At 56.5% G+C, this 18,825-nt stretch carries 15 protein-coding genes; 13 read left to right on the top strand and 2 right to left on the bottom strand.

What is annotated here, in order from left to right:
• Positions 1–28: 28 nt before the first annotated feature.
• From msbA to ABR39_RS10590, 6 genes are all read left to right on the top strand, one after another.
• Positions 29–1,780, top strand: a complete 1,752-nt coding sequence (gene msbA / locus ABR39_RS10615) for a lipid A ABC transporter ATP-binding protein/permease MsbA (RefSeq protein WP_047346910.1) — start codon at positions 29–31, stop codon at positions 1,778–1,780.
• Positions 1,777–2,754, top strand: coding sequence for a tetraacyldisaccharide 4'-kinase (lpxK, locus tag ABR39_RS10610; protein ID WP_047346909.1), 978 nt, complete (start codon positions 1,777–1,779; stop codon positions 2,752–2,754). The genes msbA and lpxK overlap by 4 nt, the downstream gene beginning before the upstream one ends.
• Positions 2,755–2,798: 44 nt before the next feature.
• The gene (locus ABR39_RS10605; RefSeq protein WP_047346908.1) at positions 2,799–4,028 is read left to right on the top strand and encodes a winged helix-turn-helix domain-containing protein; all 1,230 of its coding nucleotides are present in this window, start codon (positions 2,799–2,801) and stop codon (positions 4,026–4,028) included.
• A 45-nt stretch (positions 4,029–4,073) separates the two neighbouring features.
• Positions 4,074–4,256: a protein YcaR gene (gene ycaR / locus ABR39_RS10600; RefSeq protein WP_006174474.1), complete on the top strand. Its 183-nt coding sequence runs from the start codon at positions 4,074–4,076 to the stop codon at positions 4,254–4,256.
• On the top strand, positions 4,253–4,999 hold the full coding sequence (gene kdsB / locus ABR39_RS10595; protein ID WP_047346907.1) for a 3-deoxy-manno-octulosonate cytidylyltransferase: 747 nt from the start codon (positions 4,253–4,255) through the stop codon (positions 4,997–4,999). Before ycaR ends, kdsB begins: the two co-directional genes overlap by 4 nt.
• A 141-nt stretch (positions 5,000–5,140) precedes the next feature.
• Complete coding sequence (locus tag ABR39_RS10590) at positions 5,141–6,034, top strand: YcbJ family phosphotransferase (protein WP_047346906.1); 894 nt, start codon at positions 5,141–5,143, stop codon at positions 6,032–6,034.
• On the opposite strand, the gene elyC is transcribed toward ABR39_RS10590, so the two are convergent.
• Complete coding sequence (gene elyC, locus ABR39_RS10585; protein ID WP_047346905.1) at positions 6,011–6,790, bottom strand: envelope biogenesis factor ElyC; 780 nt, start codon at positions 6,788–6,790, stop codon at positions 6,011–6,013. The genes ABR39_RS10590 and elyC overlap by 24 nt on opposite strands.
• Positions 6,791–6,914: 124 nt before the next feature.
• Between elyC and cmoM the strand changes: the two genes are divergently transcribed.
• The 7 genes from cmoM to ABR39_RS10550 all read left to right on the top strand — a co-directional run bounded on the left by cmoM (position 6,915) and on the right by ABR39_RS10550 (position 17,551).
• Positions 6,915–7,694: a tRNA uridine 5-oxyacetic acid(34) methyltransferase CmoM gene (gene cmoM / locus ABR39_RS10580; RefSeq protein ID WP_047346904.1), complete on the top strand. Its 780-nt coding sequence runs from the start codon at positions 6,915–6,917 to the stop codon at positions 7,692–7,694.
• A gap of 3 nt (positions 7,695–7,697) precedes the next feature.
• A complete protein-coding gene (gene mukF / locus ABR39_RS10575; RefSeq protein WP_023335133.1) occupies positions 7,698–9,020 on the top strand; it encodes a chromosome partition protein MukF in 1,323 nt (440 codons plus the stop codon).
• Positions 9,001–9,705, top strand: a complete 705-nt coding sequence (gene mukE, locus ABR39_RS10570; protein WP_047346903.1) for a chromosome partition protein MukE — start codon at positions 9,001–9,003, stop codon at positions 9,703–9,705. The genes mukF and mukE overlap by 20 nt, the downstream gene beginning before the upstream one ends.
• Positions 9,705–14,156: a chromosome partition protein MukB gene (mukB, locus tag ABR39_RS10565; RefSeq protein ID WP_047346902.1), complete on the top strand. Its 4,452-nt coding sequence runs from the start codon at positions 9,705–9,707 to the stop codon at positions 14,154–14,156. The genes mukE and mukB overlap by 1 nt, the downstream gene beginning before the upstream one ends.
• A gap of 177 nt (positions 14,157–14,333) precedes the next feature.
• Positions 14,334–16,157: a L,D-transpeptidase gene (gene ldtD / locus ABR39_RS10560; RefSeq protein WP_047346901.1), complete on the top strand. Its 1,824-nt coding sequence runs from the start codon at positions 14,334–14,336 to the stop codon at positions 16,155–16,157.
• 174 nt (positions 16,158–16,331) lie between these two features.
• On the top strand, positions 16,332–16,883 hold the full coding sequence (locus ABR39_RS10555) for a YcbK family protein (RefSeq protein WP_032639289.1): 552 nt from the start codon (positions 16,332–16,334) through the stop codon (positions 16,881–16,883).
• 20 nt (positions 16,884–16,903) lie between these two features.
• Positions 16,904–17,551 (top strand): MBL fold metallo-hydrolase, encoded by a 648-nt coding sequence (locus ABR39_RS10550; RefSeq protein WP_025755996.1) that lies wholly within the window; start codon positions 16,904–16,906, stop codon positions 17,549–17,551.
• A gap of 48 nt (positions 17,552–17,599) precedes the next feature.
• On the opposite strand, the gene aspC is transcribed toward ABR39_RS10550, so the two are convergent.
• Positions 17,600–18,790, bottom strand: a complete 1,191-nt coding sequence (aspC, locus tag ABR39_RS10545) for an aspartate transaminase (protein WP_047346900.1) — start codon at positions 18,788–18,790, stop codon at positions 17,600–17,602.
• Between the last annotated feature and the right edge of the window lie 35 nt (positions 18,791–18,825).

Genomic DNA, 18,825 nt, shown 5'->3' with positions numbered 1-18,825 from the left:
GCTATTTCAACGAATGCTGGTTTTTTGAATGCATAACGACAAAGATCTCTCCACGTGGCAAACGTTCCGCCGACTCTGGCCGATGATTGCGCCCTTTAAACCAGGCTTGATCGTGGCGGGTGTAGCGTTAATCCTCAACGCAGCCAGCGATACTTTTATGCTATCGCTTCTCAAACCGTTACTGGACGACGGTTTTGGTAAAACGGATCGCTCAGTGCTGCTATGGATGCCTCTGGTGGTTATCGGACTGATGATCTTACGCGGTATCACCAGCTATATTTCCAGCTACTGTATTTCCTGGGTATCAGGGAAAGTGGTGATGACCATGCGCCGTCGTCTGTTCAGTCACATGATGGGCATGCCGGTCTCATTCTTTGATAAACAGTCGACCGGGACGCTGCTGTCTCGCATTACCTACGACTCAGAACAGGTCGCCTCCTCGTCCTCAAGCGCGCTGATTACCGTTGTGCGTGAGGGTGCATCGATCATCGGCCTGTTCGCGATGATGTTCTATTACAGCTGGCAGCTGTCGATTATCCTTATCGTGCTGGCTCCGATTGTTTCTATTGCTATTCGAGTCGTGTCGAAGCGCTTCCGCAATATCAGTAAGAATATGCAGAACACGATGGGGCAGGTGACAACCAGCGCGGAACAGATGCTGAAAGGGCATAAAGAAGTTCTGATTTTCGGCGGTCAGGAAGTCGAAACCAAGCGCTTTGATAAAGTCAGCAACAAAATGCGTTTGCAGGGGATGAAAATGGTTTCGGCCTCTTCAATTTCTGACCCTGTCATTCAGCTCATTGCCTCTCTGGCGCTGGCGTTCGTTCTCTATGCGGCAAGCTTCCCGAGCGTAATGGAGACGCTGACGGCGGGTACCATTACCGTGGTCTTCTCCTCAATGATCGCCCTGATGCGTCCGCTAAAATCGCTCACAAACGTGAACGCCCAGTTCCAGCGCGGGATGGCAGCATGCCAGACCCTGTTCAGCATTCTGGATTCCGAGCAGGAAAAGGATGAAGGTAAGCGCGTGATCGAGCGTGCAAACGGAGACGTTGAATTCCGCAACGTGACCTTTACCTATCCAGGCCGCGAAGTGCCTGCCCTGCGTAATATCAACCTGTCTATTCCGGCGGGTAAAACCGTTGCGCTGGTAGGTCGTTCTGGTTCGGGTAAATCGACTATTGCCAGCCTGATGACCCGTTTCTACGACATTAACGAAGGTGAAATCCTGTTAGATGGCCACGACCTGCGGGAATATACCCTGCAGTCGCTGCGTAACCAGGTTGCGCTGGTCTCTCAGAACGTGCATCTGTTTAACGATACGGTCGCCAACAACATCGCTTACGCACGCACTGATGAGTACAGCCGCGAGCAGATTGAGAACGCCGCGCGTATGGCCTACGCAATGGACTTTATCAATAAGATGGATAACGGTCTGGATACCATCATTGGTGAAAACGGCGTGCTCCTCTCCGGTGGCCAGCGCCAGCGTATTGCGATTGCGCGCGCGCTGCTGCGTGATAGCCCAATACTGATCCTGGACGAAGCGACGTCCGCGCTGGATACGGAATCTGAACGCGCTATCCAGTCCGCGCTGGATGAACTGCAAAAGAACCGTACCTCACTGGTGATTGCGCACCGTCTGTCGACTATCGAGCAGGCTGATGAAATCGTCGTGGTTGAGGATGGCGTCATTGTTGAACGCGGAAGCCATGCCGATCTGCTGGAACACCGCGGCGTTTACGCCCAGTTGCATAAGATGCAGTTCGGTCAACAATGATTGCACGCATCTGGTCCGGTGAGTCCCCGCTGTGGCTGCTGCTTTTGCCGCTCTCCTGGCTGTATGGTCTGGTGAGCGGCATTATCCGTCTGCTTTACCGTCTGGGGCTTAAGCGGGCCTGGCGTGCGCCGGTTCCGGTTGTGGTTGTCGGTAATCTCACCGCGGGCGGCAACGGTAAAACGCCGGTGGTTATCTGGCTGGTGGAACAACTGCAAAAACGCGGTATTCGTCCTGGGGTTGTATCTCGCGGTTATGGCGGTAAAGCGGCGCAGTATCCTCTTCTGCTGACGGCGGAAACGACAACCGCTGAAGCGGGCGATGAACCGGTCCTGATATATCAGCGTACCGGCGCGCCGGTTGCGGTCTCTCCAGTGCGCAGCGACGCCGTGCAGGCTCTGGTTGCCGAGCACGCGGTGCAAATCATCATTACGGATGATGGTCTGCAACATTATGCCCTGGCGCGTGATAAAGAAATTGTGGTGATCGACGGGGTTCGCCGTTTCGGTAACGGCTGGTGGCTGCCAGCGGGGCCAATGCGGGAACGCGCTTCGCGTCTGAAGTCCGTTGATGCGGTGATTGTGAACGGTGGTGAGGCAACAGCGGGTGAAATCCCCATGCGTCTCCTGCCGGGCATGGCGGTCAATCTGGTGACGGGTGAACGTCAGCCGGTTTCTCAATTACCTGCGCTGGTGGCGATGGCCGGTATTGGTCATCCTCCGCGTTTCTTCGCTACGCTGGAGCAGTGTGGCGCACGGCTTGAGAAACGCGTTCCGTTGGCCGACCACCAGGCGCTGATGGAAGAGCAGATCGATGCGCTCACCGTGCCCGGTCAGAGCCTGATCATGACTGAAAAAGATGCGGTGAAATGCCGTGCCTTCGCGAAAGAAAACTGGTGGTATCTGCCGGTTGACGCTGAACTCAGCGGCGAGCAGCCGGAACGTTTGCTCAAGGAACTGATTGCGTTGGTAAAATAAACGCTTACGCGGTTCTGGTGGCGCTTTGACTGACAGGAAAACGCATGTCTTTACCGCAACTCTCGCTTTCAGCCGCACGTCATTTACACCTTGCCGCGCAGGGGCTGCTCAAAAAGCCTCGCCGCCGCGCGAAGCCTGCCGATATTCTCTCTACCGTCCAGCGCATGTCGCTACTGCAAATCGACACCATTAACATTGTGGCGCGCAGCCCTTACCTGGTGCTGTTTAGCCGTCTGGGAAGTTATCCATCGCAGTGGCTGGATGAGGCGCTCAGCAAGGGAGAGTTAATGGAGTATTGGGCGCACGAAGCTTGCTTCCTGCCCCGCAGCGATTTTGCGCTGGTCCGTCACCGTATGCTCTCACCGGATAAGATGGGCTGGAAGTACCGACAGGCGTGGATGCTGGAGCACGCGGCTGAAATCGAGCAGCTCATCGCGCATATTCAGGAAAACGGCCCTGTACGCTCCGCCGATTTTGAACACCCCCGTAAAGGCACAAGCGGCTGGTGGGAGTGGAAACCGCACAAACGCCATCTCGAAGGGCTGTTCACGTCAGGCAAAGTGATGGTGATAGAACGGCGTAATTTTCAGCGCGTATACGACCTGACGCATCGCGTGATGCCGCACTGGAACGACGAGCGCGATCTGCTCTCGCAGGAAGCGGCTGAGGCCGTCATGCTGGAGAACAGCGCCCGCAGTCTGGGCATTTTCCGTTCGCAATGGCTGGCAGATTATTACCGGCTGCGCCAGCCCGTCCTAAAACCGCTGCTGGAAAAGTGGCAGCAGGAACGGCGAATCATTCCCGTCATGGTGGAAACACTGGGCGAAATGTGGCTGCATGAGGATCTTCTCCCGCTCTTGCCTCTGGCTCTGGAAGGGAAACTGCAGGCCACCCACAGCACGGTGCTTTCGCCTTTCGATCCGGTGGTATGGGACAGAAAACGCGCCGAGCAGCTGTTTGATTTCAGCTACCGGCTGGAGTGTTATACCCCTGCGCCAAAGCGTCAGTATGGGTATTTTGTGCTACCTCTGCTGCATAAGGGACAGCTGGTTGGGCGTATGGACGCCAAAATGCACCGCAAGACCGGCACGCTTGAAATCATTGCCCTTTATCTGGAAGAGGGCGTTAGGGTGACAGCAACCCTGGAGAAAGGGTTAACGTTCGCCATTAGCGAATTCGCACGCTGGCAGGGTGCTCAAGACGTGACGCTGGGGCGGTTGCCCGACGGGCTGTTTACATCCTGTCGAAGTGGCTGGGAAACAGGCACTCCCTGAAAAAGGAATGTGTTAAGCTTTAGCGATTACCCATACGGAGGAACTATGGATCACCGTTTACTAGAAATTATTGCCTGCCCGGTATGCAACGGCAAACTCTACTACAGCCAGGACAAACAAGAGCTCATTTGTAAGCTGGATAGCCTGGCCTTCCCGCTGCGCGACGGTATTCCGGTATTGCTGGAAAATGAAGCCCGTTCCCTGGTGGCAGAAGAGAGCAAACCATGAGTTTTGTTGTCATTATTCCTGCGCGCTACGCGTCTACGCGTCTGCCGGGTAAACCGCTGGTGGATATCAACGGCAAGCCGATGATTGTGCATGTCCTTGAGCGGGCGCGTGAATCCGGAGCCGAACGCGTGATTGTCGCTACCGATCATCCGGACGTCGCCCGCGCGGTTGAGGCCGCAGGCGGTGAAGTGTGCATGACCCGCGCCGATCACCAGTCCGGCACTGAACGTCTGGCGGAAGTGGTTGAGAAATGTGGTTTCAGTGATGATACGGTCATCGTGAACGTGCAGGGTGACGAGCCGATGATCCCGGCGGTCATTATCCGTCAGGTGGCAGAAAACCTGGCTCAGCGTCAGGTCGGTATGGCGACGCTCGCGGTACCTATTCACCACGCTGAAGAGGCATTCAATCCGAATGCCGTGAAGGTGGTTATGGATGCCGAAGGCTATGCGCTCTATTTCTCCCGCGCCACGATTCCGTGGGATCGCGATCGCTTTGCGCTCTCTAAAGAGACCATTGGTGATACCTTCCTGCGTCATATTGGGATCTACGGCTACCGCGCCGGCTTTATTCGCCGCTATGTCACCTGGGCGCCGAGCCCGCTGGAGCATATCGAAATGCTGGAGCAGCTTCGCGTGCTTTGGTATGGCGAAAAAATCCACGTTGCCGTTGCCAGCGAAGTACCTGGAACGGGCGTAGATACGCCGGAAGATCTTGAGCGCGTCCGCGCCGAACTGCGTTAATACCGCCTGCATCCCCCCTTTTGGGGGGATGTCTTTTCGCCACGCCTTTCCCTTTCTTCTCCATAATTGATCTCTTCCGGGTGACATCTTCATCCAGGACGCTCATTATAAAAGCAGTAGTCTTAATGGGGGTAATCTCATATGGAACAGCTGCGTGCCGAACTTAGCCATCTGCTTGGTGAGAAGTTAAGCCGGGTCGAATGCGTGAGTGAAAAGGCCGATACTGCGCTCTGGTCGCTGTATGACAGTCAGGGCAACCCAATGCCGCTGATGGCCAGAAGTTTTACCTCGCCGGGCGTCGCCAGGCAACTTGCATGGAAAATGTCGATGCTGGCACGGGAAGGGACAGTCCGTATGCCGACGGTATATGGCGTGATGACGCATGAGGAACACCCCGGCCCGGACGTGCTGCTGATTGAGCGTTTACGCGGCGTGTCTGTTGAAGCCCCGGCGCGCACGCCGGAGCGCTGGGAACAGTTGAAAGACCAGATTGTTGAGGCACTGCTGGCCTGGCATCGTCAGGATAGCCGTGGGCTCGTGGGGCCTGTCGACAGTACGCAGGAAAACCTGTGGCCGCTGTGGTATCGCCAGCGGGTTGAAGTGCTGTGGGGCACGCTTAACCAGTTCAATAACACCGGGTTAACCATGCAGGACAAACGCATTCTGTTTCGCACCCGCGAGTGCCTGCCGGCGCTGTTCGACGGCTTTAATGACAACTGCGTGCTGATCCACGGTAATTTCACCCTGCGCAGCATGCTCAAAGACTCCCGCAGCGATCAGCTCCTGGCGATGGTCGGACCGGGGATCATGCTCTGGGCGCCGCGCGAATATGAGTTGTTCAGGCTCAGCGACAGCGGGGCGGCAGAAGGTTTACTGTGGCACTATCTTCAGCGCGCGCCGGTTGCAGAAGCGTTTCTCTGGCGGCGCTGGCTCTACCTGCTCTGGGACGAAGTCGCGCAGCTGGTCAATACCGGACGTTTCAATCGCGCGAACTTCGATCTGGCGACAAAATCACTCTTGCCCTGGCTCGCCTGAGGAACCTTTCAGCCACTGCCAGAGGCGTCCGAGCGTCTCATAGCCGACGCGGTCGCTATGCATCAGCCATGCGGGGGACGGGATTGCCCGTTCCCACGGGTTGAGCGGCGCGTCGATGGCCATCTGGTTTGCCGGTGCGGGAAGCGGGTGCAGGCCTTGTTTTTCAAAGAAAATCATCGCTCTTGGCAGGTGTGAGGCGGAGGTCACCAGCAGGAACGGGACCTCGCCAATCGCCTGCTTCACCGCGGCAGCCTCTTCTTCGGTATCTTTTGGGCTGTCCAGGGTGATGATTGAGGTACGCGGCACGCCGAGGGATTCCGCGACTCGGGCGCCCGCCTCAGCCGTACTCACCGGGTTTGTTTTTGCCGCCGCGCCGGTGAAGATCATTTTTGATCCCGGGTTCGCCAGCCACAGGCGAATCCCCTCGTTTAGCCGTGGCAGGCTGTTGTTGATCAGGTTTGAACTGGGGGCCCAGTCAGGATCCCAGGTATATCCGCCGCCCAGCACCACGATGTACGCCACTTTCTGATTTCCCTGCCATGTTGGGTACTTGTTTTCGATGGGGCGTAAAAGACCATCCGCGACCGGCTGCAGGCTTAACAGCAGCAGAACAAACCAGCCGAGCGTGATAAGCGTTTTGCCACTTTTCTGAAAGCGACTGAACCACACCAGCGCCAGCCCCAGCGCGATGATGATGAGCAGCAGCGGAAGGGGAAGCATCATCCCTCCAATGTATTTCTTAAGGGTAAAAAGCATCCTTTTTGGTTCCTTTTTTGACCATATAGCAGGTGATTACCGGTGATATTACACCAGAGAGGTTCATTCTCCGCGCGGGTGTGACAAAATAGCGGTTTTGCAGTTAGCGAGTGGAACTCTCCCAATGCGGGATCGCAATTTTGATGACATCGCGGAAAAGTTTTCGCGCAACATTTATGGCACCACCAAAGGACAGCTCCGTCAGACGATCCTCTGGCAGGATCTGGACACCATTCTGGCGACCTTCGGCGGTCAAACGTTGCGCGTGCTGGACGCAGGTGGCGGTGAAGGGCAGACGGCGATAAAAATGGCCGGGCTCGGTCATCACGTCACGCTTTGCGATCTTTCTGCTGAAATGGTCTCCCGCGCGACGCGTGCTGCAGAAGAGAAAGGTGTGAGCGACAACATGCATTTTATACAATGCGCCGCTCAGGACATCGCACAGCATTTGGAAACCCAGGTTGATCTGATATTGTTTCATGCGGTGCTGGAGTGGGTTGCCGATCCGCAAAGCGTGTTGCAAACCCTGTGGTCGATGTTACGCCCGGGCGGCACGCTGTCGCTGATGTTCTACAATGCTAACGGCTTCCTGATGCACAACATGGTTGCGGGTAACTTCGACTATGTTCAGGTCGGGATGCCTAAAAAGAAAAAGCGCACGCTTTCCCCGGACTATCCGCGCGATCCGCAGCAGGTTTATGGCTGGCTGGAAGCGATTGGCTGGAAGATCGTCGGGAAGACGGGCGTCAGGGTGTTTCATGATTATCTGCGTGAAAAACACAAACAGCGTGACTGTTTTGACACCTTAACAGAATTAGAAACGCGGTATTGCCGTCAGGAGCCTTTTGTCAGTCTTGGCCGCTATATTCACGTCACCGCGCACAAGCCGCAGATGCAAGGATAACCTATGAGTGAATTTTCCCAGACAGTCCCCGAACTGGTTGCCTGGGCCAGGAAAAACGATTTCTCCATCTCGCTGCCGGTAGACAGACTCTCTTTCCTGCTGGCGGTTGCCACGCTGAACGGCGAACGGCTGGATGGTGAGATGAGCGAGGGTGAACTGGTGGATGCGTTCCGCCATGTCAGTGATGCGTTTGAGCAAACCAGCGAAACCATTAGCGTGCGTGCCAACAACGCAATTAACGATATGGTGCGTCAACGTCTGCTGAACCGCTTTACCAGCGAGCAGGCGGAAGGAAACGCCATCTATCGCCTAACGCCACTGGGTATCGGTATCACCGATTACTATATTCGCCAGCGTGAATTTTCCACGCTGCGTCTTTCCATGCAGCTCTCGATCGTGGCGGGTGAGCTTAAGCGTGCCGCCGATGCCGCGGATGAAAACGGTGACGAATTCCACTGGCACCGTAACGTCTACGCGCCGCTGAAATATTCGGTGGCGGAAATCTTCGACAGCATCGATCTGACCCAGCGTCTGATGGACGAACAGCAGCAGCAGGTGAAAGACGATATCGCGCAGCTGCTGAATAAAGACTGGCGTGCCGCCATCTCCAGCTGTGAGCTTCTGCTGTCAGAAACCTCCGGCACGCTGCGTGAGCTTCAGGATACGCTGGAAGCGGCAGGGGACAAGCTGCAGGCGAATCTGCTGCGTATTCAGGACGCGACCCTGGCGCATGACGATCTGCATTTTATCGATCGTCTGGTCTTTGACCTGCAAAGCAAACTCGACCGCATTATCAGCTGGGGCCAGCAGTCGATTGACCTGTGGATCGGCTACGACCGACACGTGCATAAATTTATCCGTACCGCGATTGATATGGATAAAAACCGCGTCTTTGCTCAGCGTCTGCGTCAGTCGGTGCAGACCTATTTCGATGCGCCGTGGGCGCTGACCTACGCCAGTGCCGATCGTCTGCTGGATATGCGCGACGAAGAGATGGCTCTGCGCGATGAAGAGGTCACCGGTGAACTGCCGCCGGATCTGGAATATGAAGAATTTAACGAAATTCGCGAGCAGCTTGCCGCGATGATTGAAGAGCAGCTCGCTGTCTACAAAACCAGACAAGTGCCGCTGGATCTGGGGCTCGTGGTGCGCGATTATCTGGCGCAATATCCACGCGCGCGCCACTTCGACATTGCCCGCATCGTGGTAGACCAGGCGGTGCGTCTGGGCGTCGCGCAAGCAGATTTCACCGGGCTGCCGCCGAAGTGGCAGCCAATTAACGATTACGGAGCCAAGGTACAGGCGCATGTCATTGACAAATATTGAACAAGTGATGCCGGTTAAGCTGGCACAGGCGCTGGCGAATCCGTTATTTCCGGCGCTGGACAGCCAGCTGCGTGCCGGTCGTCACATTGGCTTAGACGAGCTGGATAATCACGCCTTTTTGATGGACTTCCAGGAGTATCTGGAAGAGTTTTACGCACGTTACAACGTGGAGCTTATCCGCGCGCCGGAAGGGTTTTTCTACCTGCGCCCGCGCTCCACAACGCTGATTCCGCGTTCCGTGCTCTCCGAGCTGGATATGATGGTCGGCAAAATTCTTTGCTATCTCTATCTCAGCCCCGAGCGTCTGGCGAATGAAGGTATCTTCACCCAGCAGGAACTTTACGATGAGCTGTTGACGCTGGCGGATGAGAGCAAGCTGCTCAAGCTGGTGAACAACCGCTCCACGGGGTCGGATCTTGACCGTCAGAAATTACAGGAAAAGGTTCGTTCTTCCCTGAACCGTCTGCGTCGTCTGGGGATGGTGTGGTTTATGGGCCACGACAGCAGCAAGTTCCGCATTACGGAGTCTGTCTTCCGCTTCGGCGCCGATGTGCGTGCGGGCGATGACGCGCGTGAAGCGCAGCTTCGCATGATCCGCGACGGTGAAGCGATGCCGGTGGAAAACCATTTGCTGCTCAATGACGAGCATGAAGAGAATCTGCCGGATAGCGGGGAGGAAGAGTAATGATTGAACGCGGTAAATTTCGCTCACTGACGCTGATTAACTGGAACGGCTTCTTTGCCCGAACCTTCGATCTGGACGAGCTGGTTACGACGCTCTCCGGCGGTAACGGTGCGGGTAAATCCACCACCATGGCGGCTTTCGTCACGGCGCTGATCCCTGACCTGACGCTGCTTCACTTCCGTAACACCACCGAAGCGGGTGCTACAAGCGGCTCCCGTGATAAAGGTCTGCACGGTAAGCTGAAGGCCGGGGTCTGTTATTCGGTTCTGGACGTTATCAACTCCCGCCATCAGCGTGTGGTTGTGGGCGTGCGCCTGCAGCAGGTTGCCGGTCGTGACCGTAAAGTCGATATTAAGCCTTTCGCCATTCAGGGGCTACCGACCTCCATGCAGCCGACGGCGCTGCTGACGGAAACCCTGAACGAACGCCAGGCGCGCGTGCTGACGCTGCAGGAGCTGAAAGATAAGCTTGAAGATATCGAAGGCGTACAGTTCAAACAGTTCAACTCCATCACCGACTACCACTCCCTGATGTTCGATCTGGGCGTGGTGGCGCGTCGTCTGCGCACCGCCTCAGACCGTAGCAAATACTACCGTCTGATCGAAGCGTCCCTGTACGGCGGTATCTCCAGCGCCATTACCCGCTCCCTGCGCGACTATCTGCTGCCGGAAAACAGCGGCGTGCGTAAGGCGTTCCAGGATATGGAAGCGGCACTGCGTGAAAACCGCATGACGCTGGAAGCGATTCGCGTGACCCAGTCTGACCGCGACCTGTTTAAACACCTGATCAGCGAAGCCACTAACTACGTGGCGGCGGACTACATGCGTCACGCCAACGAGCGCCGCGTGCATCTCGATCAGGCATTAGAGTACCGCCGCGAACTGTTTACCTCCCGTAAACAGCTGGTGGCCGAGCAGTACAAGCATGTCGAAATGGCGCGCGAGCTGGGTGAGCACAACGGTGCCGAGGGCGACCTGGAAGCCGACTATCAGGCCGCCAGCGATCACTTGAACCTGGTGCAGACCGCGCTGCGTCAGCAGGAAAAAATCGAGCGCTATGAAGCGGATCTCGACGAGCTGCAAATTCGTCTCGAAGAGCAAAATGAAGTGGTGGCCGAAGCCGCCGATATTCAGGAAGAGAACGAAGCCCGCGCCGAAGCGGCCGAGCTGGAAGTGGATGAGCTGAAAAGCCAGCTTGCCGATTACCAGCAGGCACTTGACGTGCAGCAGACGCGTGCGATCCAGTACACCCAGGCGCTGCAGGCTTTGCAGCGTGCCAAAGAGCTGTGTCATCTGCCTGACCTGACGCCGGATAGCGCCGAGGAGTGGCTGGACACCTTCCAGGCCAAAGAGCAGGAAGCCACCGAGAAACTGCTGTCCCTCGAACAAAAAATGAGCGTCGCGCAGACAGCGCACAGCCAGTTTGAGCAGGCCTATCAGCTGGTGGTGGCAATTAACGGCCCGCTGGCGCGTAACGAAGCGTGGGACGTTGCCCGCGAACTTCTGCGCGACGGCGTGAACCAGCGCCATCTGTCCGAGCAGGTCCAGCCGCTGCGTATGCGCCTGAACGAGCTTGAGCAGCGCCTGCGCGAGCAGCAGGAAGCCGAGCGTCTGCTGGCGGAATTCTGCAAGCGCCAGGGTAAACGCTACGATTTCGACGAGCTTGAAGCCCTGCATCAGGAGCTGGAAGCGCGTATTGCTGCCCTGTCCGATACCGTATCAAACGCCAGCGAACAGCGTATGACCCTACGTCAGGAGCTGGAGCAGATTCAGTCCCGTTCGAAGACGCTCTTGCAGCGAGCGCCGGTCTGGCTGGCGGCTCAAAGCAGCCTGAATCAGCTCAGCGAGCAGTGCGGCGAGCAGTTCGAATCCAGCCAGGAAGTGACCGAATACCTGCAGCAACTGCTGGAGCGCGAGCGCGAAGCCATTGTTGAGCGTGACGAAGTGGGCGCCCGCAAGCGCGACGTCGATGAAGAAATTGAGCGCTTAAGCCAGCCGGGCGGGTCAGAAGATCCGCGCCTGAATGCGCTAGCCGAGCGTTTTGGCGGCGTGCTGCTGTCCGAGATTTATGACGATGTTGGCCTTGACGATGCCCCGTACTTCTCCGCGCTGTACGGTCCATCCCGCAACGCGATTGTGGTCCCGGATCTGTCGCTGATTTCTGACCAGCTTGCCGGCCTGGAAGATTGCCCGGAAGATCTCTACCTGATCGAAGGGGATCCGCAGTCGTTCGATGACAGCGTATTCAGCGTCGACGAGCTGGAAAAAGCGGTAGTGGTGAAAATTGCCGACCGTCAGTGGCGTTATTCCCGCTTCCCTGAGCTGCCGCTGTTTGGCCGCGCCGCGCGCGAAAGCCGCATCGAAAGCCTGCATGCCGAGCGTGAAACGCTGTCCGAACGTTTTGCGACCCTGTCGTTTGATGTGCAGAAAACCCAGCGTCTGCACCAGGCGTTCAGCCGCTTTATCGGCAGCCATCTCGCCGTGGCGTTTGACGCGGATCCGGAAGCCGAAATCCGCAAGCTCAATACCCGCCGCGGCGAGCTGGAACGTGCGATTGCCAGCCATGAAAGTGATAACCAGCAGAGCCGCGTCCAGTTTGAGCAGGCGAAAGAGGGCGTCGCTGCCCTTAACCGCATCCTGCCGCGCCTGAACCTGCTGGCAGACGACACGCTGGCTGACCGTGTGGATGAGATCCAGGAGCGTCTGGATGAAGCTCAGGAAGCCGCGCGTTTCGTACAGCAGCACGGCAACCAGCTGTCGAAGCTGGAGCCGGTTGTTTCGGTGCTTCAGAGCGACCCGGAACAGTTCGAGCAGTTAAAAGAAGATTATGCCTGGTCGCAGCAGGTTCAGCGCGAAGCGCGTCAGCAGGCGTTTGCCCTGACGGAAGTGGTGCAGCGTCGCGCCCACTTCGGCTACTCTGATTCGGCTGAAATGCTGAGCGGTAACAGCGACCTGAATGAAAAACTGCGTCAGCGCCTTGAGCAGGCGGAAGCGGAACGTACTCGCGCCCGTGAAGCGATGCGCAGCCACTCTGCTCAGCTGAACCAGTACAATCAGGTGCTGGCCTCGCTGAAAAGCTCCTACGACACCAAGAAAGAGCTGCTAAACGACCTGCAGAAAGAGCTCCAGGACATCGGCGTTCGTGCCGACAGCGGGGCAGAGGAGCGGGCGCGTATTCGTCGTGACGAGCTGCATTCTCAGCTCAGCAATAACCGCGCGCGTCGCAACCAGCTGGAAAAAGCGCTGACCTTCTGTGAAGCGGAAATGGATAACCTGACCCGTCGCCTGCGCAAGCTGGAGCGCGACTATTTTGAGATGCGCGAGCAGGTCGTGACCGCCAAGGCAGGCTGGTGCGCGGTGATGCGCATGGTGAAAGACAATAACGTTGAACGTCGTCTGCACCGTCGCGAACTGGCATACCTCTCTGCCGATGAGCTGCGCTCCATGTCGGATAAGGCGCTGGGTGCGCTGCGTCTGGCGGTGGCAGATAACGAACACCTGCGCGATGTACTGCGGATGTCAGAGGATCCAAAACGTCCGGAGCGCAAAATCCAGTTCTTCGTGGCGGTTTACCAGCACCTGCGCGAGCGTATTCGTCAGGACATCATTCGTACCGACGATCCGGTTGAAGCCATCGAGCAGATGGAAATCGAACTGGGACGCCTGACGGAGGAGCTGACTTCCCGTGAACAGAAGCTGGCGATCAGCTCCCGCAGCGTGGCGAACATCATTCGTAAAACCATTCAGCGCGAGCAGAACCGTATCCGCCAGCTGAACCAGGGCCTGCAGAGCGTGTCGTTTGGTCAGGTGAATAGCGTGCGCCTCAACGTCAACGTGCGTGAAGCCCACGCGACGCTGCTGGAGGTGCTGTCTGAGCAGCACGAACAGCATCAGGATCTGTTCAACAGCAACCGTCTTACCTTCTCCGAAGCGCTGGCGAAGCTGTATCAGCGCCTGAACCCGCAGATTGATATGGGGCAACGTACGCCGCAAACCATCGGTGAAGAGCTGCTGGATTACCGTAACTACCTGGAAATGGAAGTTGAGGTAAACCGTGGTTCCGACGGCTGGCTGCGTGCAGAATCCGGGGCGCTCTCGACCGGTGAAGCGATCGGTACCGGGATGTCGATTCTGGTGATGGTCGTACAGAGCTGGGAAGATGAAGCGCGTCGTCTGCGTGGGAAAGACATCTCCCCATGTCGCCTGCTGTTCCTGGATGAAGCGGCGCGTCTTGATGCCCGCTCGATTGCGACGCTGTTTGAGCTGTGCGAACGTCTTGATATGCAGCTCATCATTGCGGCACCGGAAAACATCAGTCCTGAAAAGGGCACCACCTACAAACTGGTGCGTAAAGTGTTCCAGAACAGCGAGCACGTTCACGTTGTCGGCCTGCGTGGCTTTGCTCCGCAGCCGCCAGAGTCCTTGCAGGAAACCACGGCGGACGCATCCTGACGCGTCTCCTTAACGAGAGCGGCGCCCTGGCGCCGCTTTTTTTTTAAACTTAACTTGTGCTTAGGGCTGCGTTATCTTTAAACTTCTTTACATAAGGTAAGGCAACAGGTTTGCCGGCTACCTATAATAAAGAAAGCCCCACCGTGATGGGCATGTCGTGAAAACAGGGGGCAAGGGATGTTGCTAAAGAAAAAATGTGGTCGTCAGCTGTCTGCGCTCAGTTTATGCCTGGCAGTGACATTTGCTCCACTGTTAACCGCCCAGGCCGACGAGCCTGAAATTGTGCCGACTGACAGCTCTGCAACGACGGGTACGCAGCCAACGTCGCTGTCTGAGCCACTGGAGCAGTCTCCGGCGACGGCTGTCATGGCCGGTATTAAGCCGCTGCCGGAAGGCATCGACGCCGAATCTCTCAGCCAGCAGCTGCAGTCGGGGCTGCCGTCAGGCTATACGCCTGTCTATCTCAACCAGCTCACGCTGCTTTATGCTGCCCGTGATATGAAACCGATGTGGGAAAACCGCGATGCCGTGCGCGCCTTCCAGCAGCAGCTGGCGGAAGTGGCCATTGCCGGGTTTCAGCCGCAGTTTACAAAATGGGTTGAGCTGTTAACCGATCCTGCCGTCACCGGACAGGCGCGGGACGTGGTGCTTTCCGATGCCATGATGGGCTACCTGCAGTTTGTGGCGGGCATTCCGGTCAACGGTAACCGCTGGTTGTACAGCGATAAGCCGTACAAGCTGGCGACGCCGGCGCTGTCGGTCATTAACCAGTGGCAGTTAGCCCTGGATAATGGCGAACTGCCGCGCTTTATTGCCAGCCTCGCACCGGCACATCCGCAATATACCACCCTGCACCAGTCGCTTCTTGCGCTGGTAGGTGACTCGCGTCCGTGGCCGCAAATGCGCGGTACCACGACGCTGCGTCCGGGGCAGTGGAGCAGCGATGTTCCTGCCCTGCGCGAGATCCTGGCGCGCTCCGGTATTCTGGACGGCGGGCCACATATCGCCTTGCCCGGCGACGATCCGCAAAACGCGGTGGTCAGCCCGTCAGCCCCCGTGAAAGAGAAAAAAGCGGTCGCCGTCAGCAATAAACCCGCAGCATACGACCGCGAGCTGGTTGCGGCAGTTAAACAGTTCCAGGCCGTTCAGGGGCTGGGGGCCGATGGCGTCATTGGCCAGACAACGCGTGACTGGCTGAACGTGTCGCCTGCGCAGCGGGCAGGGGTGCTGGCGCTGAATATCCAGCGTTTGCGCTTGCTGCCGGGTACGCTCTCAACCGGGATTATGGTCAACATTCCGGCATATTCACTGGTCTATTACCAGAACGGTAGCGAAGTGCTGGCGTCGCGCGTGATTGTCGGGCGTCCGGATCGTAAAACACCGATGATGAGCAGTGCGTTAAATAACGTAGTGGTTAACCCGCCGTGGAACGTACCGCCGACCCTCGCGCGTAAAGACATTCTGCCGAAGGTCTGGAACGATCCGGGATATCTGGAACGTCATGGCTATACGGTGATGCGTGGATGGAACAGCAAAGAGGCCATAGATCCTTATATGGTCGACTGGTCGACGATCACCGCGTCAAATCTGCCGTTCCGTTTCCAGCAGGCTCCCGGGGCGCATAACTCGCTGGGGCGCTATAAGTTCAATATGCCGAGTTCAGACGCTATCTATCTGCACGATACCCCGAACCACAACCTGTTCCAGAAGGATACTCGCGCGCTGAGTTCTGGCTGCGTGCGCGTCAATAAAGCCTCGGAACTGGCGAATATGCTGTTGCAGGATGCGGGCTGGAACGATACGCGCATCTCGGATGCCCTGAAACAAGGGGATACGCGTTACGTGAATATTCGTCACAATATTCCGGTCAATCTTTACTATCTGACCGCGTTTGTGGGCGAAGACGGGCGGACTCAGTATCGTACAGATATTTACAATTATGATCTCACCGCGCGATCCGGCGCACAAATTTTGCCAAAAGCGGAACAATTAATCAGGTAAATGAAGCAGTTCGGGAAAAAAGATTGTCGTAAGTTAGGGTGAATACGGGGCAATATCGCTGTAAGCCGCGTATTCACTGGGGTTGGGCGCCTTGACGTACCTGGTTTTGCCAGTTAAGGTGCCCTTCGTGCGCTAAGCATATTACGATTTCTTTTACCTGTAGACCTGATTATCATGGACAAATTTGACGCTAATCGCCGCAAACTGCTGGCGTTAGGTGGTGTTGCGCTTGGCGCAGCGGCCATCTTGCCGACGCCAGCATTTGCCACCCTCTCGACACCTCGTCCGCGAGTTTTAACGCTCAACAATCTTCATACCGGTGAGTCGCTAAAAGCGGAGTTCTTCGATGGCAGAGGCTATATTCAGGATGAATTAGCAAGACTTAACCATTTTTTCCGTGATTTCCGCGCGAATAAAATAAAAGCCATCGATCCAGGACTGTTTGATCAGCTTTTCCGCCTTCAGGGTCTGCTGGGCACCAGCAAGCCGGTGCAGCTTATTTCTGGTTATCGCTCAATTGATACCAATAATGAACTGCGCGCCCACAGTCGCGGGGTAGCCAAAAAGAGCTATCACACGAAGGGACAGGCAATGGATTTCCATATTGAAGGCGTTTCGTTAGCCAATATTCGCAAAGCTGCGTTATCTATGCGCGCAGGTGGTGTAGGATATTACCCCAGCAGCAACTTTGTGCATATTGATACCGGTCCGGTTCGGCACTGGTAATAACGAAACACAGGAGCAGTATGAACTATCGTATTATTCCGGTTACCGCGTTCTCCCAGAATTGTTCACTCATCTGGTGCGAACAAACTAAACTGGCCGCGCTTGTCGATCCCGGTGGCGACGCTGAGAAAATCAAGCAGGAAGTCGCTGACAGCGGTGTCACGCTGATGCAAATTTTGCTGACGCATGGTCACCTTGACCATGTTGGCGCAGCGGCGGAACTGGCGCAACATTATGGTGTGCCGGTGATTGGTCCGGAAAAAGAAGATGAGTTCTGGCTGCAGGGGTTACCCGCCCAAAGCCGCATGTTTGGCCTTGATGAGTGTCAGCCCCTGACGCCCGATCGTTGGCTAAACGAAGGAGAGCGCGTAAACGTAGGGAATGTGACTTTACAGGTGTTGCATTGTCCTGGGCATACGCCAGGCCATATTGTCTTCTTTGATGACCAGTCCCGTCTGCTGATCTCCGGCGATGTGATTTTCAAAGGTGGCGTAGGACGCAGCGATTTTCCGCGCGGCGATCACGGGCAGCTGATTCAGTCGATTAAACAGAAACTCTTGCCGCTGGGTGATGATGTGACGTTTATCCCTGGACACGGTCCGATGTCGACGCTGGGCTATGAACGGCTCCATAACCCGTTCCTTCAGGACGAAATGCCTGTCTGGTAACCCGAATAAAAAAAGCCTGCATAACGCAGGCTTTTTTATGGGCGCAAATTACAGTACGGCAACAATCGCTTCGCACAGTGGCGCCATGTTGTCAGGCGTCATGCCCGCAACGTTCACGCGGCCAGACGCTACGGCGTACACGCCAAACTCTTCACGCAGGCGCAGAACCTGCTCTTTGGTCAGGCCGCTGAAAGAGAACATGCCGTTCTGTTTGATGATAAAGCTGAAGTCGCGGTCAGCGCCTTTCTCCGCCAGGGTGTTCACAAACAGCAGGCGCATGCGCTGAATACGCTGGCGCATATCGTTCAGCTCTTGTTCCCAGATGGCGCGCAGCGCATCGTTGCTCAGGATAGTGGCAACAACAGACGCACCGTGTGCCGGTGGGTTAGAGTAGTTAGCGCGAATAACCGATTTCATCTGGCTGAAGGCACGATCAACGGTCTCTTCGTTTGCTGCAACCAGCGTACAGGCACCCACACGCTCATTGTACAGACCGAAGTTCTTGGAGTAGGAGCTGGCAACAATCAGCTCCTGATGCACGGCGGCGAACGCGCGCAGGCCTTCTGCATCTTCTTCCAGACCACGGGCGAAGCCCTGATAGGCAAAGTCAAACAGCGGCAGCCAGCCTTTTTCTACGGACAGCTTCGCCAGATGTTCCCACTGCTCAAGCGTCGGATCGATACCGGTTGGGTTGTGGCAGCAGCCGTGGAACAGCACCACGTCGCCCGCCTGCGCTTCGCTCAGGCTTGCCAGCAGGCCGTCAAAGTCGAGAGAGTGGTTTGCCGCGTCGTAGTAAGCATATTCACGCACTTCCAGACCCGCAGAGTTAAACACGCTCTTGTGGTTCGGCCAGCTTGGGTTGCTCACCCAGACGCGCTTCACAGAGGTGTTTTTCGCAAGGAAATCCGCCGCCACGCGCAGCGCACCGGTACCGCCAGGGGTCTGCGCAGTACGGGCACGTTTGTCACTCACAATTGCGCTGCCTTTACCGAACAGCAGCTCCTGGGTGCAGCGACCAAATTCAGGGATACCATCAATACCGAGGTAGTTCTTGGTGGTTTCGTTTTCCAGCAGATACTGCTCAGCTTTCTTAACGCTGGTCAGTACCGGAGTTTTGCCGGTTTCATCTTTATATACACCAATACCCAGGTTGATTTTGCCAGGGCGGTCGTCGGCACGAAACAGATCGGCCAGGCCCAGAATCGGGTCGGCAGGAGCGGCGGTAATGTTCTCAAACATGACGAAGTTCCATTGTGATTACAGAAGTGAAATCC

Source organism: Enterobacter genomosp. O (genome assembly GCF_001022965.1).
GTDB classification, from domain to species: domain Bacteria; phylum Pseudomonadota; class Gammaproteobacteria; order Enterobacterales; family Enterobacteriaceae; genus Enterobacter; species Enterobacter cloacae_L.
This window is presented reverse-complemented; position numbering and strand designations above follow the sequence as displayed.